At 59.4% G+C, this 21,099-nt stretch carries 15 protein-coding genes; 9 read left to right on the forward strand and 6 right to left on the reverse strand.

The annotated features are described in order from the left end of the window. Positions 1 to 70 precede the first annotated feature (70 nt). The 5 genes from AD668_RS15015 to AD668_RS15035 all read left to right on the forward strand — a co-directional run bounded on the left by AD668_RS15015 (position 71) and on the right by AD668_RS15035 (position 6,599). On the forward strand, positions 71 to 3,562 hold the full coding sequence (locus AD668_RS15015; RefSeq protein ID WP_053160074.1) for a response regulator: 3,492 nt from the start codon (positions 71 to 73) through the stop codon (positions 3,560 to 3,562). Then, positions 3,563 to 4,378, forward strand: coding sequence for a protein-glutamate O-methyltransferase CheR (locus AD668_RS15020; protein ID WP_053160076.1), 816 nt, complete (start codon positions 3,563 to 3,565; stop codon positions 4,376 to 4,378). It abuts the gene before it with no gap. Beyond that, complete coding sequence (locus AD668_RS15025) at positions 4,375 to 4,968, forward strand: chemotaxis protein CheB (RefSeq protein WP_053160078.1); 594 nt, start codon at positions 4,375 to 4,377, stop codon at positions 4,966 to 4,968. Before AD668_RS15020 ends, AD668_RS15025 begins: the two co-directional genes overlap by 4 nt. After that, complete coding sequence (locus AD668_RS15030; RefSeq protein WP_053160079.1) at positions 4,962 to 6,143, forward strand: hybrid sensor histidine kinase/response regulator; 1,182 nt, start codon at positions 4,962 to 4,964, stop codon at positions 6,141 to 6,143. Before AD668_RS15025 ends, AD668_RS15030 begins: the two co-directional genes overlap by 7 nt. Positions 6,144 to 6,221: 78 nt before the next feature. Then, on the forward strand, positions 6,222 to 6,599 hold the full coding sequence (locus AD668_RS15035) for a response regulator (protein WP_053160081.1): 378 nt from the start codon (positions 6,222 to 6,224) through the stop codon (positions 6,597 to 6,599). A gap of 3 nt (positions 6,600 to 6,602) precedes the next feature. Here the strand turns inward: AD668_RS15035 and AD668_RS15040 are convergent, their stop codons facing one another. From AD668_RS15040 to AD668_RS15050, 3 genes are all read right to left on the reverse strand, one after another. Beyond that, a complete protein-coding gene (locus tag AD668_RS15040; RefSeq protein ID WP_053160086.1) occupies positions 6,603 to 8,273 on the reverse strand; it encodes a response regulator in 1,671 nt (556 codons plus the stop codon). After that, a complete protein-coding gene (locus AD668_RS15045; protein ID WP_053160088.1) occupies positions 8,270 to 9,772 on the reverse strand; it encodes an ATPase domain-containing protein in 1,503 nt (500 codons plus the stop codon). The genes AD668_RS15040 and AD668_RS15045 overlap by 4 nt, the downstream gene beginning before the upstream one ends. Positions 9,773 to 9,876: 104 nt before the next feature. Continuing rightward, positions 9,877 to 10,932: a lipopolysaccharide assembly protein LapB gene (locus AD668_RS15050; RefSeq protein WP_053160090.1), complete on the reverse strand. Its 1,056-nt coding sequence runs from the start codon at positions 10,930 to 10,932 to the stop codon at positions 9,877 to 9,879. A gap of 213 nt (positions 10,933 to 11,145) precedes the next feature. Here AD668_RS15050 and AD668_RS15055 point away from each other — a divergent pair, with 213 nt between their 5' ends. From AD668_RS15055 to AD668_RS15065, 3 genes are read left to right on the forward strand one after another with little or no spacing between them, the layout of a single operon-like run. Continuing rightward, positions 11,146 to 13,281: an FUSC family protein gene (locus AD668_RS15055; protein WP_053160092.1), complete on the forward strand. Its 2,136-nt coding sequence runs from the start codon at positions 11,146 to 11,148 to the stop codon at positions 13,279 to 13,281. Continuing rightward, positions 13,271 to 13,471 (forward strand): DUF1656 domain-containing protein, encoded by a 201-nt coding sequence (locus tag AD668_RS15060; protein ID WP_053160094.1) that lies wholly within the window; start codon positions 13,271 to 13,273, stop codon positions 13,469 to 13,471. The genes AD668_RS15055 and AD668_RS15060 overlap by 11 nt, the downstream gene beginning before the upstream one ends. Before the next feature lie 4 nt (positions 13,472 to 13,475). Then, positions 13,476 to 14,426 carry an HlyD family secretion protein gene (locus AD668_RS15065; protein ID WP_053160096.1) on the forward strand — a complete coding sequence of 317 codons (951 nt, stop codon included), beginning with the start codon at positions 13,476 to 13,478 and terminating at the stop codon, positions 14,424 to 14,426. Positions 14,427 to 14,628: 202 nt separating this feature from the next. Here the strand turns inward: AD668_RS15065 and AD668_RS15070 are convergent, their stop codons facing one another. The 3 genes from AD668_RS15070 to mexE are packed head-to-tail and all read right to left on the reverse strand — an operon-like array spanning position 14,629 to position 20,492. Beyond that, a complete protein-coding gene (locus tag AD668_RS15070; protein ID WP_053160098.1) occupies positions 14,629 to 16,050 on the reverse strand; it encodes an efflux transporter outer membrane subunit in 1,422 nt (473 codons plus the stop codon). Beyond that, the gene (locus AD668_RS15075) at positions 16,047 to 19,226 is read right to left on the reverse strand and encodes an efflux RND transporter permease subunit (protein WP_053160100.1); all 3,180 of its coding nucleotides are present in this window, start codon (positions 19,224 to 19,226) and stop codon (positions 16,047 to 16,049) included. Before AD668_RS15075 ends, AD668_RS15070 begins: the two co-directional genes overlap by 4 nt. 12 nt (positions 19,227 to 19,238) lie before the next feature. Beyond that, positions 19,239 to 20,492, reverse strand: coding sequence for a multidrug efflux RND transporter periplasmic adaptor subunit MexE (gene mexE / locus AD668_RS15080; RefSeq protein WP_053160103.1), 1,254 nt, complete (start codon positions 20,490 to 20,492; stop codon positions 19,239 to 19,241). Positions 20,493 to 20,773: 281 nt separating this feature from the next. Between mexE and AD668_RS15085 the strand changes: the two genes are divergently transcribed. Continuing rightward, the gene (locus tag AD668_RS15085; RefSeq protein ID WP_053160105.1) at positions 20,774 to 21,061 is read left to right on the forward strand and encodes a hypothetical protein; all 288 of its coding nucleotides are present in this window, start codon (positions 20,774 to 20,776) and stop codon (positions 21,059 to 21,061) included. The last annotated feature ends 38 nt before the right edge of the window (positions 21,062 to 21,099 follow it).

A 21,099-nucleotide genomic window follows, 5' to 3' on the forward strand; every position in this document is an offset into this window, starting at 1 on the left:
GAAAATTGGATCCCGAGGCCGTTTTTGGGGCAAACTCGCTGCATTCTGACAGTTCGACAAGGCCTGCCCCATGACCTCCGGTTCTTCGGTTGATGAGCAACGATTTCGTAAACTCCTGAGCCGCAACATCAGCCTGCCGTTGGGCCTGGGCGTCATCAGCGCCGTGTTCTTCGTTTCGCTGATTACCTATCTGTTAACGACGATTCAATGGGTAGAACATACCGATCGGGTGATCAATAACGCCAACGAAGCGGTCAAGCTGACCGTCGACCTGGAGACCGGCATGCGCGGTTTCCTGCTCAGCGGCGACGAGCATTTCCTCGATCCTTACGAGACTGCCAAGCCGCGCATCAACGTTGCCCTGGATACGCTGTTCGAACTGACCGCTGACAATCCGGTGCAGACCGACCGTTTGCGCCGTTTGAAGGCGTTGCAGCAGGAATGGACGGACTACGCGCAAACCATGATCGATCTGCAGCGCGCCAGCGGCGATTATCGCAGCGCGGTCAGGTCGGGACGCGGTAAGCGGCTGACCGATGAAATTCGCAAGCAGTATGAAGACGTCATCGGCACCGAGCAGCAGTTGCGCACCGCACGCAACGAGGAAGTCCGTCGCACCACCATCATGAGCATCAGCCTTTATCTGCTGTTTATCGCCGGGGTCAGTGGCTTGTTGTCCTACATCGGACGCCGGGATTTGCTCAACCTTTCGCAAAGCTACAGCACCAACCTCGCCGCGCAAAAAGCCAGCGCCTTGCGTCTGGAGCAGCAGGCATGGCTGCGTAATGGCCAGACCGAACTGGCCGAGCAAGTGCTGGGACAACTGAGCCTGAACCTGTTGGGACGCAACATTCTGCAGTTTTGCGCGCAGTACCTTGGCATGGCCGTGGGTGCAATCTACGTGCGCGAAGAGCACGGCGACCTCAAGCGCGTTGCATGCTACGGTTTTTCCCGTGAGCAAGAGGCCCTCGACCAACAGATTGACAGCAACGAGGGCATTATCGGGCAAGTGGCGCAGCAGGCACGCCTGGTGCGTCTGGACGAGGTTCCAGGCGATTACTTCAAAGTCAGCTCGGGTCTCGGCGAAGGCTTGCCACGCAGTGTGCTGGTGGTGCCGACCAGCGACGACGATCGGGTCAACGGCGTCATCGAACTGGGGTTCCTGCGTGCTCTGGGCGACCGTGACATCGAGTTGCTGGAGCTGATTGCCGGTAACATCGGCACGTCCATCGAGGCCGCACGTTACCGTCAGCGCTTGCAGGAAGTGCTGGCCCAGACCCAGCAACTCAACGAAGAGTTGCAGGTACAACAGGAAGAGCTCAAGACCGCCAACGAAGAACTTGAAGAGCAGTCGCGGATTCTCAAGGAATCCCAGGCGCACCTGGAAACCCAGCAAGTGGAGCTGGAGCAAACCAACGAACAACTCGCCGAGCAGGCCGAGGTTCTGGCCGCACAACGCGACGCCATGGACCAGAAGAACACCGAACTCAATCAGGTGCAGCTCCAGCTCGAAGACCGCGCCGACGAATTGCAGCGTTCGAGCAAGTACAAGTCCGAATTCCTCGCCAACATGTCCCACGAACTGCGCACGCCGCTAAACAGCTCGTTGATCCTGGCCAAGTTACTGGCGGAAAACCCACAGGAAAACCTCAGCGCCGAGCAGGTCAAGTTCGCCGAGTCGATCTACTCCGCGGGTAATGATCTGCTCAACCTGATCAACGACATTCTCGATATTTCCAAGGTCGAGGCTGGCAAGCTGGAGATTCGTCCGGAAAATACCAGCGTGGCGCGTCTGGTGGATGGCTTGCGCGGGATGTTCCAGCCATTGGCCACGGACAAACAGCTGGATTTCCAGATCATTTTGCAGGACGGTGCGCCGCAGATGATGTTCACCGATCGCCAACGTCTGGAGCAGGTGCTCAAGAACCTGCTGTCCAACGCGGTGAAATTTACTGAAAAAGGCAGCGTCAGCCTGACGGTCGACCGGGCGCCAAACGAGGGTATTGCGTTCAATATCCGTGATTCCGGAATCGGCATTGCCGGGGACCAGCAAGAAAGCATTTTCGAAGCATTCCGCCAGGCCGATGGCACCACCAACCGCCGTTACGGCGGCACCGGGTTGGGCCTGTCGATCTCCCGTGACCTGGCGACTTTGCTGGGCGGTTCGATCAGCGTCAGCAGCGCACCGGGCCAGGGCAGTGTGTTTACGCTGGTGTTGCCGCAACAATATCTGGAGCCGGGGGAAGTGCCGGTCGAGCCCATGCGACTTGCTGCGGTCGCGGCGCCGGTAAGCGTTACACCGATAGTGCTATCACCGCTGATTGCCGAGGTCGACATTCCGCGTTTTGATGATGATCGACACAAGGGGCCGTTTTCCAGCCGCTGCATTCTGGTGGTGGAAGATGAATCGAATTTCGCCCATATCCTTTATGACCTGGCCCACGAACTGGGTTACCACTGCCTGGTAGCCCATGGTGCCGATGAGGGCTACGACCTGGCCAGGGCGTTCATTCCCGACGCCATCCTGCTGGACATGCGCCTGCCTGACCATTCCGGTTTGACCGTGCTGCAACGCTTGAAAGAACACGCGGAAACCCGGCACATCCCGGTGCATGTGATCTCGGTCGAGGACCGTGTCGAAGCCGCAATGCACATGGGCGCCATTGGCTATGCGGTCAAGCCGACCACTCGCGACGAACTCAAGGACGTGTTTGCCCGACTGGAGGCCAAGCTGACCCAGAAGGTCAAACGTGTGCTGCTGGTTGAGGACGACGATTTGCAACGCGACAGCATTGCCCGCCTGATCGGCGACGATGACATCGAAATCACCGCCGTTGGTCTTGCACAAGAGGCGCTTGACCTCCTGCGTGCGTCGGTTTTCGATTGCATGATCATCGACCTCAAGTTACCGGACATGCTCGGCAACGATTTGCTCAAGCGCATGTCGACCGAGGACATTTGCTCGTTTCCGCCAGTGATTGTCTATACCGGACGCAATCTCACCCGGGACGAAGAGGCCGAACTGCGCAAGTACTCGCGCTCGATCATCATCAAGGGCGCACGCTCACCCGAGCGTCTGCTTGATGAAGTGACACTTTTTCTGCACAAAGTCGAATCGCGGCTGTCCCATGAGCGGCAGACGATGCTCAAGGTCGCACGCAGTCGCGACAAAGTGTTCGAAGGGCGCAAGGTACTGCTGGTCGATGACGATGTGCGCAATATCTTTGCCCTGACCAGTGCGCTGGAGCACAAGGGGGCGGTGGTGGTGATTGGTCGAAACGGCCGCGAAGCGATCGATAAATTGAATGAAGTCGAAGACATCGATCTGGTGTTGATGGACGTGATGATGCCGGAGATGGATGGCTTCGAGGCCACTCTCGAGATCCGCAAGGATCCGCGCTGGCGCAAGCTGCCGATCATTGCCGTGACGGCCAAGGCGATGAAGGATGATCAGGAGCGCTGCCTGCAGGCCGGCGCCAACGATTACCTGGCCAAGCCCATCGACCTGGATCGGCTGTTTTCCTTGATACGCGTGTGGTTACCGAAAATGGAACGAATCTAAGTGCAGAGAAATAGCGAAATCGAATTGCGGTTGTTGATCGAGGCAATCTACCTCAAATACAGCTATGACTTTCGTGATTACTCCGGCGCGTCGATCAAGCGCCGGGTCACTCATGCGTTGAGCCAGTTCGAGTGCAACACCATCTCGGCGTTGCAGGAAAAAGTCCTGCACGACCCCACAGCCTTCATGCAGTTACTGCAATTGCTGACGATCCCGGTCAGCGAAATGTTCCGAGACCCATCGCACTTCCTGGCGATCCGCAAGGAAGTGGTGCCGCTGCTGCGCACCTATCCCTCGATCAAGGTCTGGATCGCCGGTTGCAGTACGGGAGAAGAGGTCTATTCGATGGCGATCCTCCTGCGTGAAGAGGGGTTGCTGGACCGCACCATCATCTATGCCACCGACATCAATCCGCGCTCACTGGAAAAAGCCAAGCAAGGGATTTTCTCCATGGAGAACGTCCGTGCCTACACTGCTAACTATCAGCAGGCCGGTGGCCAGCATTCGTTTGCCGACTACTACACCGCCGCGTACGGGTACGCGATTTTCGACAAGTCATTGTGTGAGAACGTGACTTTCGCCGATCACAGCCTGGCAACCGACAGCGTATTTTCAGAAACACAATTAATATCGTGTCGTAACGTATTGATTTATTTTAATAAAAAGCTTCAGGATCGGGCATTCGGCTTGTTCCATGAATCCCTTTGCCATCGCGGATTCCTGGTGTTGGGAAGCAAGGAAACTCCGGATTTTTCGGCCTTCGGCGATCAGTTCGAGCCCTTGGTCAAACAGGAACGGATCTACCGTAAATCATGAACAGCGCATCAGGGCTACCTGCTATCGAAGCCATCGTGATCGGCGCCTCCGCCGGGGGCGTCGAAGCGCTGCTGAGCATTCTCGGCCCGCTTCGCGAAGGCTTCACTTTGCCGATCATCGTGGTTCTGCACTTGCCCGATGAGCGCCGCAGCCAATTGGCCGAAGTGTTCGCCAGGAGGGTCGCCTTGCCGGTGTTGGAGGCGTGCGACAAAACGCCGGTCGACGCCGGCACCTTGTATTTCGCAGCGCCCGGTTATCACTTGTCGGTGGAGCAGGATCGCAGTTTTTCCCTGAGCCTGGAGCCCCGGCTGCATCACTCGCGCCCGGCCATCGATTACCTGTTCGAATCGGCTGCCGATGTCTACGGTGTGCACCTGGCTGCCGTGCTGCTGACCGGCGCCAACCGCGACGGCGCGAGCGGGCTGGCGCACGTCAAACAGCATGGAGGGCTGACCATTGTGCAAGACCCTCAAGAGGCGCATGTCGCCACCATGCCGCTGGCGGCGCTGGATATGCATCAGCCGGACCACATTCTCCCTATACGCGGCATCGGCCGTCTGCTTGTCGAGCTGGAACAAATCGCATGCTAAGTACTATCCAGGCCAAACTGCTGATCGTTGACGATCTGCCGGAGAATCTCCTGGCGCTTGAAGCGCTGATCAAGCGTGAAGACCGTACGGTGTTCAAGGCGTTGTCTGCCGATGAAGCCTTGTCGCTGCTGTTGCAGCACGAGTTTGCCATGGCCATTCTCGACGTGCAGATGCCCGGCATGAACGGCTTCGAGCTGGCCGAGTTGATGCGCGGTACCGAAAAGACCAAAAACATCCCGATTGTGTTCGTCAGCGCGGCCGGCCGTGAGTTGAACTACGCCTTCAAGGGGTACGAAAGTGGCGCCGTGGACTTTTTGCACAAACCGCTGGATATCCAGGCGGTCAAGAGCAAGGTCAACGTGTTCGTCGAACTTTATCGCCAGAGCAAGGCGATGAAAGAGCAGGTCCTCGCCCTGGAGCAAAGCCGCCGCGAGCAGGAAGCGTTACTGGTCAAGTTGCAGAACACTCAACTGGAACTGGAGCAGGCGGTGCGTATGCGCGATGACTTCATGTCTATCGTCGCCCACGAAGTGCGCACCCCGCTCAATGGTCTGATCCTCGAGACCCAGCTGCGCAAAATGCACCTCGCCCGGGACAATGCCGACGCGTTCACCCTGGACAAAATGCACGCCATGGTCGACCGCGACGAGCGGCAGATCAAAAGCCTGATCCGCTTGATCGAGGACATGCTCGACGTGTCGCGCATTCGCACCGGCAAGTTGTCGATCCGGCCCACACACTTTGATCTTGCAGTGCTGGTTCGCGATCTGTTGCAGAATTTCGCCCAGCAGATTGAAGCCGCTGAAGCCTCGGTCAGCCTTGACGCCGCGCAAGCGGTAATCGGCAGCTGGGATGAATTCCGGATCGAACAAGTGATTTCCAATCTGTTGACCAATGCGTTGCGTTACGGGGCCAAGAGCCCGATCGCGGTGCGGGTGTACAGTGCAGGGGGGCAGGCGGTGGTGGACGTGCAGGATCAAGGCATCGGCATCAGCGAAGACAACCAGAAGCGGATTTTCCAGCAGTTCGAGCGAGTGTCGGCCAAACATGCCGTCGTCGGGCTGGGGCTGGGTTTGTTTATTTCAGAACAGATTGTGACCGCCCATGGCGGTACTATTACCGTCCAGAGCAGGATTGGCGAAGGCGCCTTGTTTCGCGTTTGTCTGCCGCTGTAGGAAAACAGCCCGATAAACGCAACCTCTGAGCGCCCGCAGGGTCGTATCAGCAGCAATTGACTGAACAAAGGCTTCCCCATGAGTGAAGATGCGCAAGATGTAGTACTCGTTGTCGAGGACGATCCGTCGATTCTGATGGTGTTGTCGGCTTATCTATCGGGCGAGGGCTACCGCGTCCTGCAGGCCGAAAACGGTGAACAGGCGTTTGAAATCCTCGCGAGCAAACCGCACCTGGACATGATGATCACCGACTTCCGCCTGCCGGGTGGAATCTCCGGCGTGCAGATCGCCGAGCCTGCCGTGAAGCTACGACCGGAACTCAAGGTGATTTTCATCAGCGGCTACGCCCAGGAAATCCGCGAGACCGACAGCCCGATCACGCGCAAGGCGCCGATTCTCGACAAACCATTTGATCTGGACAAGCTGCAAGAGCTGATGCACGACATGCTTTCGTAAGCATCAAACTCTGATCATCTCCCTCACCTTCGCCGTCAATAAATCGAAGGTAAAGGGCTTGGTGATCATCTGCATGCCCGGATCGAGGAACCCACCGCGTACCGCCGCATGTTCGGCATAGCCGGTGATGAACAACACCCGCAGGTCAGGACGCAGCTGGCGGCCAATCTCCGCCAGTTGCCGGCCATTCATGCCCGGCAGGCCGACGTCGCTGATCAGCAGATCGATGCGCTGGGTCGAATCCAGGATCGGCACCGCGCTGTCGGCATCGCTGGCCTCTACAAAGGCGTAACCCAGGTCACTCAACACACTTCCCACCAGCACGCGCACCGCCGGATCGTCCTCGACGATCAACACGGTTTCGCCATTTTGCGCGTAGGGGGCGTGCTGGATATTGATCGGGTTATCCTGGGGCAGGTCGCCTCCAAAGCGCGGCAGATACAGATTCACCGTAGTGCCTTCTCCAACCGCGCTCTGAATGGCGACGTGACCACCCGATTGTTTGCTGAAGCCGTAGATCATCGATAACCCGAGGCCGGTGCCCTGGCCAATTGGCTTGGTGGTGAAGAAGGGGTCGAAGGCACGGTTGATGATGCTTTGCGGCATGCCGCATCCCGTGTCGGTGACGCTGAGCACGACGTAATCCCCCGGTTCGAGATTGCTGTGGGCTTCGGTGAACTGACTGTCCAGTTGCTGGTTCCAGGTCTTGACCAGCAGATTTCCACCATTGGGCATGGCATCACGGGCGTTGATCACCAGGTTGAGCAGGGCGCTTTCCAGTTGATTGGGATCGGCTTCGGCAACCCACAGCTGATCGTTGAGCTGCATGTCCAGACGAATGCTCTCGTTGATACTGCGTTGCAGCAGTTCGTCCATGGCGATCACCAGGGTGTTCATCTCTACCGGTTTGGAGTCGAGCGACTGGCGACGAGAAAACGCCAACAGGCGATGGGTCAAGCCGGCTGCGCGGTTGGCTGAAGTCACGCCCAGATCGATGAGGCTGTCCAGGTCTTCAGTGCGTCCACGGGCCAGGCGGCGACGCAGCAGTTCCAGGCTGCCGATGATGCCGGTCAGCATGTTGTTGAAGTCGTGGGCGATGCCGCCGGTCAATTGTCCGACCGCTTCCATTTTCTGCGACTGGCGCAATACTTCTTCGTTATGCCGCAATTGAGCCGTGCGCTCTTCCACCTGCTGCTCAAGGGTTTCAAGCGTGTTTTGCAAGCGCAGCTCGCTTTGGCTCAGGTCGATCAGCCGGTCCCTGGCTTCGTACTGTCGTCGTCGTCCGCGCAGGGCGGTAGTGATCAGGCTGATCAGGGTGACCGGATGAAAAGGGCGTTCGAGAAAGGTGACGTTGCCCAATTGCGGGCCAAAACGGGACGCAGGGTTGTTCTCCGGACCGCCGTGGTGGGTCATCAGTACGATTGGCAGATCCGACCAGGCCGGTTGTTGTTCGATCAGTCGCACCAGTGGTTCGACATCACGGCCCAGCAAGGCTTCGGACGAGATCAGCAGCAGACCGGCACCGTATTCCAGTTCGGCGCACAGGCCGAGCAGGTCGCCACTGATTACCCCGTCGAAACCCGCTTCCTTGAGCATCATCAAGGCTATCTGGCTGTCACGACCCAGCGGCGCGAGAATGATGGCGCGCTCGGACGTTGCTTGCACAGCCGTCACCGGGTTTCATCCTCGAGCAATGGATTGCTCGCGCCCAGATACGTGGGCACACCACGCAAGACGCCCTGGAAGGCTTCCAGTGGTTCACCGATGGTCATGCCTTGCGCGCTGATGCGGTATTCGCGAATAGTCGATTCATGGCTGCCGGTGCGTTTCTTGATGATCGAAATCGCCCGGCGAACCTTGCCCAACGCCTCAAAGTAACGCAGCAGGATGACCGTGTCGGCCAGGTAGGTGATATCCACCGGAGCTTGCATATCGCCAACCAGTCCGTGCTGGGCAACGGTCATGAACGTCGCCGCGCCTTGACGGTTGAGGTACAGCAACAGCTCATGCATGTGCAGCACCAGGGCATTTTCCTCCGGCATCGCGGCTTGATATCCATTGATGCTGTCGATCACCACGGTCTTGATTTTGCCTTCGTCCACGCAACGTCGGACCCGATGGGAAAATTCGCCGGGTGACAGCTCCGCAGCGTCCACTTGTTCGATCAGCAGGTTACCGGTGTCTTGCAATGCCTTGAGGTCGATGCCGATGTTTTTCATGCGCTCGAACAGCAGCCCCAGCTCTTCATCGAAGATAAACAAAGCGGCTTTTTCGCCTCGTGCGACGGCTGCGGCGGCGAAGACCATCGAGATCAAGGATTTGCCGGTGCCCGCCGGGCCGAGGATCAGTGTGCTGGAGCCGGTTTCGATGCCGCCGCCGAGCAGGGCGTCCATCTCGCGGATGCCGCTGGTCAACTGTTGGCGGATGTAAGTCCCGCGGTGCTCGGCCGCGACCAGGCGCGGGAACACATGCACGCCGTCGCTCATGATAGTGAAATCATGATAACCGCCCCGGTATTTCTGGCCCCGGTACTTCACCACGCGGATCCGGCGCCGTTCCGCGCCGTAATTGGGCGTCAGTTCTTCCAGGCGAATGACCCCGTGGGCGACGCTGTGTACGGTCTTGTCCAGGGATTCGGCGGTCAGGTCATCGAGCAGCAACACCGTGGCGTCGTAGCGCACGAAATAGTGCTTGATCGCCAGAATCTGCCGGCGATAGCGCAGTGAGCTCTGGGCCAGCAGGCGAATTTCGGAAAGGCTGTCGAGGACCACGCGCGTCGGCTTGACCCGTTCGACCACTTCGAAGATCTGGCGGGTGGCTTCTCCCAGTTCCAGGTCGGAGGAGTAAAGCAGCGTCTGTTGCTGCTCGGCGTTGAGCAGGCTTTCCGGGGGCGTCAGTTCGAAGATGTGGACATTTTCGTCCAGCTCCCAGCCATGGGAGCGGGCGCCCTGGCGCAACTCGCGCTCGGTTTCGGACAGTGTGATGTACAAACACCGCTCGCCGGCTCGCGCACCGGCCATCAGGAACTGCAGCGCGACGGTGGTCTTGCCGGTACCCGGCTCACCCTCCAGCAAAAACACATGACTGCGCGACAGGCCGCCATCAAGGATATCGTCAAGGCCTTCGATACCGGTGGCCGCTTTTACACGAGTCAACTCGTTGAATGTAGACAAGTACTGCCCTCTCATGACCAGGGGAAACGAGGCAGCCAAACTGAGTGGCTGCCTGTTCTCTTGACCGTTGGCCGAGACGACGGTTCAACGAAATTTACGCAGTATCAAAGCCCTTGCTGAAGGGCCGGATCATCGGGATTGAGCTGTTCGAGTTGCGCCAGGAGTATCTGCACGTTTTGCAGTTGGCCGCTTTCCTTCCAGTAGTTGATCAGCAGAACCCGCGCCTTGCGGTCGTTAGGGTGGCGCTGAACGATTTCCTGCAACTGCTTTTGTGCAGCTTCCAGCTCCTGTTCGCCATGCAGCGTGGTGGCCAGGTCGTAGCGGTAATCCTTGTTGTCCGGCTCCAGCTCAACGGCTTTGGACAGGCCGAGGAGGGCGAATTCGCTTTGGCCGTGATGCAGCAACCAAAGCCCCAGCGCATGTTGCAGATAGGCCGAGTTAGGTTGGGCTCGCAGTTGCTTGGCCAACAGCTGTCGGGCGGCATCGTTCTGCCCTTGCCGGTCCAGCACATCGATCTGCATGACCAGTGCGGGCAAATTGGCCGGATCCAGACGCAGTGTGTTGTCCAGGGCCTGCTGTGCTTCCTTCAACTCGGCGTTGTGCAGGTGCAGTCGGGCCAGTTGATATTGGTTTTCGGCACTGTTCGGCGCGTTCTTGAGTACTTGCTCCCACGCGTCGATAGCCTGCTCCAAGGGTCCGAAATACAAACCCAGGTCATCGGGTGACAAGCCCAACAATGCATTGATCGCTGCCAGGCGCACGCTTTGCTCGCTGTCGTCGAGCAACGGCCCGAGCAGCAGACTGCGTTGGCCGTTGGGCACCAGGCCACTGATGCTTTTGATCGCTGCGATGCGCACCTCGGGCGCCTCGTGCTGCAAGTCGGCATCCGCCAGCTTCAAGGCGACCGAGCTTGGGTAGTTGGGCAGTTCGGCATGCAGCCACACGCGACGCTTGGGCTTGAGGTCCGGGCGAGCGAGTTGCTGGTAGAGCACGCGTGCAGCGCCAGGTTGACCGGCTTTGGCTTTGGCCAACGCTTCGCTGTAGCCGTGCTTGATCACGTCGGGAATGACCGGGGCAGTGCTGCGCAGGGAGAGCCACGCAAGGCCGATGACAAACAGGACACCGAGGCTGATGAGCAGATAGCGGCGGGACTTGGGCATGCAGAATCCGGGAGCTGGAAAGCTTTTGCAAAGACGCCAGCTTCGGTCAGGCCGGGCTGTGAGTCAAACCCTTGCGTTGGCAAAAACGTCTGATCGCCGCGCACGGCCCTCCAGATGATAAGGAATCGCTCTGCCAGTGATGTCCACGGTGAAACCTGTCGAGGCATCAAGGCAGTGACTACGCTTGCTGGAGATCACTTGACGAGCATGCCCATGCAAGCGTTGTTGCAGTATTTCAAAATGATGATCAAACCCGGGCGCGGGGTGTTGCTGTTCGCCCTGCGAACCGTCGTCGCCGGGCTGCTGACGCTGTACCTGGCCTTTGTGTTTGACCTTGAACAACCCAAATGGTCGATCATGGCCGTGGTCATCATCAGTCAGCCTTTGGGTGGGATGGTGCTGGCGCGCAGTTTTGGCCAGGTGGTCGGTACAACCTTGGGGGCGGTCGTGGCGGTGGTGATCATGGCCATTTTTCCCCAGGCACCGTTACCGTTCATTACCACGCTGGCCTTGTGGCTGGCGCTGTGCACCGCCGGCGGCACGTTGCTGCGCTACACCAGCTCCCAGGCGTTTGTGCTCAGTGGCTACACCGCGGTGGTCGTGGCGTTACTGGCTGTGCCGGATCAGGACGGCATTTTTTTGCTGGCCGTGACCCGGGTCACCGAGACGTTGCTGGCCGTTGCTTGCGTTTGCGTGGTCAGCTTGCTCACGGCCAGACCAGAATCCGTTGCCCGGGACTACTTTACAAAAATCGATCAAATCACCCGGTTGCTGGCAACCCATGCAAGCGCGGTGATCCGCACCGAAGAAAGTGAAGAGGATTTTCAACGTCGGCAGATGCAGTTGCTGGGCCAGATCAGTGCGCTGGAGGGCGTGCGCCGGCATCTGTATTTCGATGCGCCGCGCTTGCGCAGCGCCAATGGCCTGGTGCAGTTGCTCGCCAATCAGTTGGTTTTGTTGACCGCGCGACTGACCGCATTGCGCCACCAGCGGCTGCTGTTGACCGAGCGCTGGGAGGGCGAGTTGCCTGAGGAAATTGAGCAGCTGCGTACCGAAGAACTGGCCTTTCTCGATGAACTGGCACAGCAGGGGCGCTCGCTGTCAGCCGCAAAGCGCCACCGTTTCACGACCCTGCAACAGCGGTTCGATGAACTGGCCTACCGAGCCGAACAACTCACCGAATCGATGCCGGCGACCTTGCGCTCGCTGGCCTGGTCATTGCGCTGGGAGCAGGCGCGGATGTTGCAGCAGCTTGAACAGATTCTCGAGTTGAGCGATGCAATCCAGAGCGGACGCGCCGCCAGCAGCATGTTTCGCGGGCAGGAAAATCCGCTGCACCTGGATTTCACCCTGGCGACCATGAACGCTGTTCGTGCGTTCTGCGCCTTGCTGGTGGCCGGTCTGATCTGGATCGAAACCGGCTGGGACGGTGCACGGGGCGGGATGGTGCTGGTGGGGATTCTTTGCTCGCTCATGGCCACATTTCCACGACCGTTGCTGGCCGTCCAGAGCTACGCCCGAGGATACGGACTGGCGCTGCTGGTCTCGGCGCTTCTTCAGTTCATGCTTGTGCCGATGATCAGCAACTTCGAGCTATTGGCCTTGCTGTTGGTGCCCTTGCTTTACGCGGTCGCGGTCGGGCTTTCCAGTCCGTCCACCACGGGTACTGGCATCGGGCTGGGATTGACGACATTTCTGCTGTTCGGCCCACAGAACGTCGGACTCGGCCAAAACACCGCCCTTCAGTGGTTCGAATTTGCCGGGGCCTATACCTGTGCCACGGTATTGGCACTGAGTGTTTACTCGTTGATCTTCCCGTTCAGGCCTGATCTGCGACTGCGCCGTCTGCACCAGGAGAACGGCGAACAGGTGTACGCCTTGCTCAAGACCTCGGCCACCGATAAACAGCAATTTGCATTCGAAAGCCGAATGGTCGATCGCCTGACCATGATGCTGGGGCTTCTGCCAGCGACCCAGGACCCGCAGTCAAGGGAACTGTTCCAGGTCAGCCTGGGTAGCATGGCACTGGGCATTGCCTTGAATCAGCTCAGGCAGCAGGGACAGAACAACGATTTGCTCAGCCCCGACGTTCAAGGCCGCCTGTTTGCCACGGTCAGGCAAACGGGCAGGCTGGTTGCCGGACGACCGGGTGTAGAGGCGAACCAGGTGCTGGAAAACCTGCGTAACCTGGGCGATGAACTGGATGGATTGCACTCGAGTGTGCATGAGCATCTATGGTCAGTGTTTCGCATGCGCGTGGCGCTGTTGATCGTGGTGTCGTTTGTGGAGCGCTATCGCCGCTATTTTGAACCAGCACCTGCCCAAGGAGAGCGAGCACTTGCCCATTGATCTGGAAATAGGAGGCGTTTATTTACCACCGATAGCCCAGGCGCTTCTTCTGGCGCTGCCGATTTTCCTGCTGCTGGACTGGGGATTGCGCCGCCTCGGTGTGCTGCAATTTGTCTGGCATGAAGCGCTGTTCGAAGGTGCGTTGTACGTAAGTGTCTGTGCAACCTTGATTCTGTTGATGGGAGCTTGAGCCATTGAAGACGATTCTTTCTCGACTCACGACCGTAGCAGTGGTGGTGCTGGCGTTTGTACTGGGCTGGTTTGCCTGGGAGCATTACACCCGCGCACCCTGGACCCGTGATGCGCGAGTGCGAGCAGATGTGGTGACCCTGTCAGCAGACGTCTCGGGGCGGATTGTCAGCCTTGCCGTGCAGGACAACCAGCACGTGGACAAGGGCCAGTTGCTGCTGGAAATCGATCCGGCGCGCTACAACCTTGCCGTGGAACATGCCAGGCGCGGGGTGGAAGTGGCGAAAGCATCGCTCGGGCAGGCCCAGGCCTCGATTACGGCCAGTGACGCGCTGCTCAAGCAACGCCAGAGCGAGGAGCAGCGCCGGCGCACGCTCAAGGATCGCTCGGCGATTTCCGGGGAAGAATGGGAGAAAGCCAACACGGATGTGTCAGTCGCCCAGGCGGACTTGCTGCGCAATCAGGCCAATCTGGTGCTGGCACAGGCCAATGTGCAGTTGGCCATCGCCGCATTGACCCAGTCCGAGCTCGATTTGCAGCGTACTCGGGTGATTTCTCCGGTCACGGGCTTTGTCACCAACCTGTTGACCCGAGAGGGTGACTATGCCTCTGCCGGTGGACCGTTGCTAGCGCTGGTCGACAGCGACTCGTTTTATGTCAGCGGCTATTTTGAAGAAACCAAGCTGCCACGCATCGGGCAGGGCGACCGGGTCAAAATCGAGTTGATGAGCGGCGAAACCTTCGGCGGCACTGTGCAAAGCATCGCCTTTGCCATTGCCGATCGGGAGAACCTGCCGGGTGGGCGCCTGCTGGCGAACATCAATCCCAGCTATACGTGGGTGAAACTGGCGCAGCGAGTGCCGGTGCGGATTGAGATCGATGCCGACTACGCGGGTAAAGACAAACTGAGGGCGGGAACTACGGCCACGGTGACTGTCCAGGAAAACCGTCGCTAACCCCTGTAAGAGCGAGCCTGCTCGCGAAAATGTCGATGACGACGAGGTGAATCAGGTTTGCCGCGTCATCGTTGACGTCCATCGCGAGCAGGCTCGCTCCTACAGGGGATTGTGCCATTCAAAAAAAACCCCGCGACCGAATAAGGCGCGGGGCAAAGAAGTTGGTGGGTTGCGGCCAACCAACGGAGCACTTTAAAAGCTGTTACTTGCTGGCCACCGTCTCCGGTTGCCAGCCGCCGCCGAGGGCCTTGTAGATCGCGACGATGCCGCGATACAGATCGACTTCGGCCTGGGCTTGCGTGTCTTCGGCCGCCAGGCGTTCACGCTGGGCGTCGAGCAACACCAGGAAGTCGGCAGTGCCTTCGCGGTAGCGAATTTCAGCCAGATCGGCAGCGGACCGGCTGGATTCGCTCTGACGAATCAACGAAATGAGGCGTTGTTGGCGTTTGTTGTAGTCGCTGAAAGCGTTTTCCGATTCTTCCAGGGCCAGCAACACGTGTTGCTCGTAGGTCGCCAAAGCGCCTTCGGCATCGGCATCGGCACCGCGCAATCGGGCGCGCACACTGCCCAGGTCAAACGCCGCCCAGGTGATGCTCGGGCCAAGCGCCCAGGCGTTGGCCGCCGAGGAGCCGATCTGCGAACCGCGTCCGGCGGTGAACCCAAGGAACCCGCTGAGGCTCACCCGAGGGAACAGATCCGCCTTGGCCACGCCGATCCGCGCCGTCGCCGAAGCCAGTTGGCGTTCGGCGCTGAGAATGTCCGGACGACGTTGCAGCAGTTCACCCGGGTCGCCAATCGGCAGGGCCTTGGCAATCGCCGGCAGGTCTTTGGGGCTCAGGTCCACGGTCAGCTTGTCCGGACGTTCACCCAGCAGGGTGGCAATACGGTTTTTCTGCCGAACCTGTTCGGCCTGCAGTTGCGGCACACTGGCCTCAACCGACGCCAGTCGCGCATCGGCGCGCTCGACATCGAGCTGATCGCCCACGCCGGCATCGCGCAGGCTGATGGTGATCTTGCGTGAGGCCTGCTGGTTCTGCAGGTTGGCCAGGGCGATTTTTTCCCGCAGTTGTGCGCCCCGCAGTTGACCGTAAGCGTCCACCAGCTCGGCAATCATCGTGACTTGCAGCTGGTACAGATCGGCCTCGAAGGCTTGCTGTTCGGCGTTGGCCGATTCCAGGTTGCGCTGGATACGGCCGAACAGATCGATTTCCCAGGCCATGTCCAGACCCAGGTCGTAGCGTTCGCTATTGACCCGGTCGGTGGTCTGACCCGGAATCTGTCCCTTGCCCAAGTCACTGCTGACCCGGCTGGTAATGGTCGGCATGGCGTCGTTGCTGACGTCGTCACGGATCGCCCGTGCCGCTTTCCAGCGAGCAAAGGCGATGCGCAAATCACGGTTGCCTTTGAGCGACTCGAGCACCAACTGGTTGAGGGTCGGGTCTTCGAACTGCTGCCACCAGATGCCTTCAAAACGCGAGCGGTCGAAGTTTTTCTGGCCAGCGGCGCCGTCGGTGGCCGTGGTGATATTGGCCGGCTCGGTGGCTGGGGTCTTGTAGTCCGGTCCGACGGCACAGGCGCTCAGCGCCAGTACCAACAGGCTCGGCAGAAAGGCTTTCAGACTCATTGTTGCGACTCCACCTTCAGGGCGCGGGCGGCCTTGCGCGCTTGTCCGCGCTCGACGAAGTTACGGATCAGTACATAGAACACCGGCGTCAGCAACAGACCGAAGAAAGTCACCCCGAGCATCCCGGAGAACACCGCCACACCCATGGCATGACGCATTTCGGCACCGGCACCGCTGGAGAAAACCAGTGGCACAACACCCATGATGAACGCGAAGGAGGTCATCAGGATCGGCCGCAGACGCAGACGGCAGGCTTCCAGTACCGCAGCCAGCGGGTTCATGCCTTCCAGCTGTTTATCCTTGGCAAACTCGACGATCAAAATCGCGTTCTTACAGGCGAGCCCCACCAGTACGATCAAACCGATCTGGGTAAAGATGTTGTTGTCGCCACCGGAAGCAATCACCCCGGTAATGGCCGACAGCAGCGTCATCGGTACGATCAGGATCACCGCCAGCGGCAGGCTCCAGCTTTCGTATTGAGCCGCCAGTACCAGGAACGCCAGCAGCACACAAAGCGGGAACACGAACAGCGCGGTGTTGCCGGACAGGATCTGCTGGTAGGTCAGGTCGGTCCATTCGTAGGTCATGCCGTTGGGCAGTTCTTCCTTGAGCAGTTTCTCGATGGCTTTTTCGGCCTGGCCGGAGCTGTAGCCGGGGGCGGCCGCGCCGTTGATTTCAGCGGTGATGAAGCCGTTGTAGTGCATCACGCGGTCGGGGCCTGAGGTGTCGCTGACCTTGATGAAGGTTGCCAGCGGGATCATCTCGCCTTTGTTGTTACGCACTTTCAGCTGGCCGATCTGGTCGGATTCGAGGCGGAACTGCTGCTCGGCCTGAACGTTGACCTGATAGGTGCGACCGAAGCGGTTGAAGTCGTTGGCATACAGCGAACCCAGGTAGATCTGCAGGGTGTCGAAGATGTCGCTGACGGCCACGCCGTGGGTCTTGGCTTTCTCGCGGTCGATCGCTGCATCGACTTGAGGCACGTTGACCGTATAGCTGGTAAACAACCCGGCCAGTTCCGGCACGTTATGGCTCTTGTTGATGATGTTCATGGTTTCTTTGTACAGCTCTTCGTAGCCCAGGTTGCCCCGGTCTTCGATTTGCAGGCGGAAACCACCGATGGTGCCCAGGCCTTGTACCGGCGGCGGCGGGAATATCGCCATGTAGGCTTCCTGGATGTCCGCGAATTGGCCGTTCAAGGCACCGGCAATGGCCCCTGCGGACATGCTAGGGTCTTTACGTTCGTCGAACGGTTTGAGCGTCACGAACACAATGCCGGCGTTCGGGCTGTTGGTGAAACCGTTGATCGACAGACCAGGAAAGGCCACCGCGCTTTCCACGCCAGGCTGCTTCAGCGCCAGGTCAGACATGCGCTTGATCACGTCTTCGGTACGGTCCAGGCTCGAAGCGTCCGGCAATTGCGCGAAGGCCACCAGGTATTGCTTGTCCTGGCCGGGGACGAAACCGGTCGGGGTGCTGGAGAAACCGAAGAAGGTCAGGACCATCAGGCCGGCATACAGCAGCAGGGCGATGCCGCTGGAGCGGATCACGCGGGCGACGGTGCCGACATAACCATGGCTGGCCTTTTCAAAGAAGCGGTTGAACGGACGGAACAACCAGCCACCGAACATCTTGTCCAGCACTTTGGAGAAACGGTCTTTCGGTGCGTCATGGCCCTTGAGCAGCACCGCGGCCAAGGCTGGCGACAAGGTCAGAGAGTTGAAGGCCGAAATCACGGTGGAGATGGCGATGGTGAGGGCGAACTGTTTGTAGAACTGCCCGGTCAACCCGGAGATGAACGCCGCCGGAACAAACACCGCACACAGCACCAGAGCTGTCGCAATGATGGGACCTGTCACTTCACGCATGGCGCGCTTGGTGGCTTCAACCGGGGTCAAGCCGAGTTCGATGTTTCGTTCGACGTTCTCCACCACCACGATGGCGTCGTCCACCACGATACCGATCGCCAGTACCAGGCCGAACAGCGACAAGGCGTTGAGCGAAAAGCCAAACAGATGCATCACGGCAAAGGTACCGATCAGGGAAACCGGTACGGCCACCAGTGGAATGATCGAGGCACGCCAGGTCTGCAGGAACAGGATCACCACGAGCACCACGAGGATCAGTGCTTCGAAGAGGGTGTGAACCACCGCCTCGATGGAGCCGCGCACGAAGATCGTCGGGTCATAGACGATGCTGAAGTCCATGCCTTCCGGGAAGTTCTTTTTAAGCTCGGCCATTTTTGCCCGAACTTCGTTGGAGATCTCGATGGCGTTGGAGCCAGGACGCTGGAAGATCGGGATTGCCACGGCGGGTTGGTTGTTCAGCAAGGAACGCAAGGCGTACTGGCTGGAACCCAGCTCAACGCGAGCGATGTCTTTGAGGCGAGTGATTTCACCGTTGTCGCCTGCGCGAATGATGATGTTCTCGAACTCTTCCTCGTTGACCAGACGGCCTTGGGTGTTGACCGACAGCTGGAAACTTTGCGCATTCGGGGCAGGGGGCGCACCTAGTGCGCCGGCCGCCACCTGACGGTTTTGTTCACGAATCGCGGTGACCACATCGGTGGCGGTCAAATTGCGCGACGCGGTCTTGTTCGGGTCGAGCCACACACGCAGCGAGTAATCGCCCATGCCGAACAGCTGTACGTCACCGACGCCACCCAGCCGCGCCAGCTCATCCTTGATGTTCAGGATCGCGTAATTGGACAGGTACAGCATGTCGTAGCGTTTGTCCGGCGAGGTCAGGTGCACCACCATCGTCAGGTCGGGCGAGGCCTTGTCCACGGTGATACCGATGCGCGTCACTTCCTCGGGAAGCTTCGGCTCGGTGCGGGTCACGCGGTTCTGCACCTGTACCTGAGCGTTGTCCAGGTCAGTGCCCAACGCGAAGGTGATGGTCAGGGTGATCTTGCCGTCAGCGGTGGATTGCGAGGACATGTACAGCATGTTCTCGACGCCGGTGATGGCTTGCTCCAGTGGCGCGGCCACGGTTTCACCGATGACTTTAGGGTTGGCCCCCGGGAAGTTGGCGCGCACTACAACGGTCGGCGGCACCACTTCCGGGTATTCGCTGATCGGCAGCTGGAACAGCGAGATCGCACCGGCGATCAGGATCAGCAGCGACAGTACCGCTGCGAAGATCGGCCGCGAAATAAAGAATTGGGAAAAATTCATCGTAAAAATCCCTTAATCGCGTGGGGTCGTGGCAGCCAGTTTCACAACCGTACCCGGCGTGACCCTGGCAGGCGCGACTTGGGGAAGATTGCTGGCTTCCAGCGCTTGGCGTTGTTGTGCGAGGGCCGCGAGGGTTTGTTCGCTGGCCATCGGAATCACTTCAGGGGTGACCGGTGAACCCGGGCGTACCCGTTGCAGACCCTTGACGATAATGGTGTCGTCCTTGTTCAGACCGTTACGTACGATGCGCAAGCCTTCGATCTTCGGACCCAGCTCTACTGCGCGGTAAGCGGTGTTGTTGTCGCTGTCCATCACCAGCACGAACTTCTTGCCCAGATCGGTGCCGACCGCTTCGTCGTTGATCAGCATGGCGCTATAGGTGCCGCTGCCCACCAATTTCAAGCGTGCGTACAGGCCCGGGGTGTAGCTGCCATCACTGTTGTCGAACACGGCGCGCCCACGGATGGTGCCGGTCTTCGGGTTGACCTGGTTGTCGACGAAGTTCATGACGCCCTGGTGCGGGTTGCCATCTTCGTTGGACAGCCCCATGTAAACCGGGGTGGTGGCGCCGCGTTTGCCCTGGCGAGCGAGTTGTGTGTACTTGAGGAACACACGCTCGTCAGCATCGAAGTAGGCGTAGACCTTGTCGGTGGAGACGACGCTGGTCAGTGGCGTGGTGTCGGCGGTCACCAGGTTGCCGGCGGTGATTTCGGCGCGGCTGACCCGGCCGCTGATCGGTGCGGTGACGCGGGTGAAACTCAGGTTTAGCTTGGCCAGATCCAGCTGCGCTTGCAGGGCGCCTACAGCGGCGCGTGCTTCTTGTGCAGCGCTGGTACGCGAATCAGCCAGCTCCGCGGAGATGGCATTGCTGGTGCGCAGGCGCTCACCGCGCTGGGCTTCGTTTTCACTGCGGGTGGCGTTGGCGCGGGATTGGGCGACCAGTGCTTCGAGGCGGCGGACCTCAGCCTGGAACGGGCGAGGATCGATCTGGAACAGCAGGTCACCTTTCTTGACCAGTGCGCCTTCAGTGAACGCCACTTCATCGATCTGGCCGGAGACCCGTGGGCGAATCTCGACGGTTTCCGGTGCTTCGAGGCGTCCGGTGAATTCATCCCACTCGTTGACCGGTTGCTCCAGCACCCTGGCCACACTGACCTTGGCGGCCGGCATTGTGGCGGCAGTTTCCGGCGCCTTGCCGCAAGCGCTCATCACCAGTACGGCCAACAAGGCCAACGGGAAGCGCAAATGTTTGAGTGACTGTTCCATGGATGCATCCGCCAATGTGTTGAGATTGGCGAATGATGCGCGGAGGGTTGGTATGTCACGAATCGAATGGGGCGAAGGTAACTATCATTCGGAATGATATAAGACGTGATCAAGCCGCCTAGCCTGCACCTTTTGCTGAAAAACCATCAAGCAGGCTGATGACAATTGCACCCTGCAATCACAAACGCAGCCAAATCAGCCAGGGCGACAGCGGCACACTGACCTCATAGCAACTGCTAGCCATCTCGCGCAATGGCTGCGTCCTGGTGACGGGAGGGCGCTTGCAGAACCGCGTCGGGCAAACGATCTCGGCCAGCACCTTCTGGCAAATCTGGGCCAACACCTGGATTGGCGAGAACCGTGGCGGGCTGCTCGGCTCCGGGCGTCTGGCCAATCTCTATGGCTGTGCATTCGGTGGTAACTGCGCCAGCGCGGCGGGGCTGGCGACGACCGCGGGTGACAATCACTTCCTTTACCTGCAGCAGCCTAAAACCTGTTTGGTGCAGTGGATGCGCGGCCGGACTGGACGCGCGAGCGCCCGGACACCTGGCTGTATGAGCACAACATGAATGGCTGCTCGGACTTCTAGGACGTTGGCGCGCCAACG

This window comes from Pseudomonas sp. P1.8, assembly GCF_001269805.1.
In the GTDB taxonomy this organism is placed as follows: Bacteria; Pseudomonadota; Gammaproteobacteria; order Pseudomonadales; family Pseudomonadaceae; genus Aquipseudomonas.

Bases quoted from the DNA above. Each gene is read 5' to 3' on its own strand.
- AD668_RS15015 (WP_053160074.1), top strand. From the start codon at position 71: ATGACCTCCGGTTCTTCGGTTGATGAGCAACGATTTCGTAAACTCCTG.
- AD668_RS15025 (WP_053160078.1), top strand. From the start codon at position 4,375: ATGAACAGCGCATCAGGGCTACCTGCTATCGAAGCCATCGTGATCGGC.
- AD668_RS15030 (WP_053160079.1), top strand. From the start codon at position 4,962: ATGCTAAGTACTATCCAGGCCAAACTGCTGATCGTTGACGATCTGCCG.
- AD668_RS15035 (WP_053160081.1), top strand. From the start codon at position 6,222: ATGAGTGAAGATGCGCAAGATGTAGTACTCGTTGTCGAGGACGATCCG.
- AD668_RS15050 (WP_053160090.1), bottom strand. From the start codon at position 10,932: ATGCCCAAGTCCCGCCGCTATCTGCTCATCAGCCTCGGTGTCCTGTTT.
- AD668_RS15055 (WP_053160092.1), top strand. From the start codon at position 11,146: ATGCAAGCGTTGTTGCAGTATTTCAAAATGATGATCAAACCCGGGCGC.
- AD668_RS15070 (WP_053160098.1), bottom strand. From the start codon at position 16,050: ATGAGTCTGAAAGCCTTTCTGCCGAGCCTGTTGGTACTGGCGCTGAGC.
- AD668_RS15075 (WP_053160100.1), bottom strand. From the start codon at position 19,226: ATGAATTTTTCCCAATTCTTTATTTCGCGGCCGATCTTCGCAGCGGTA.
- mexE (WP_053160103.1), bottom strand. From the start codon at position 20,492: ATGGAACAGTCACTCAAACATTTGCGCTTCCCGTTGGCCTTGTTGGCC.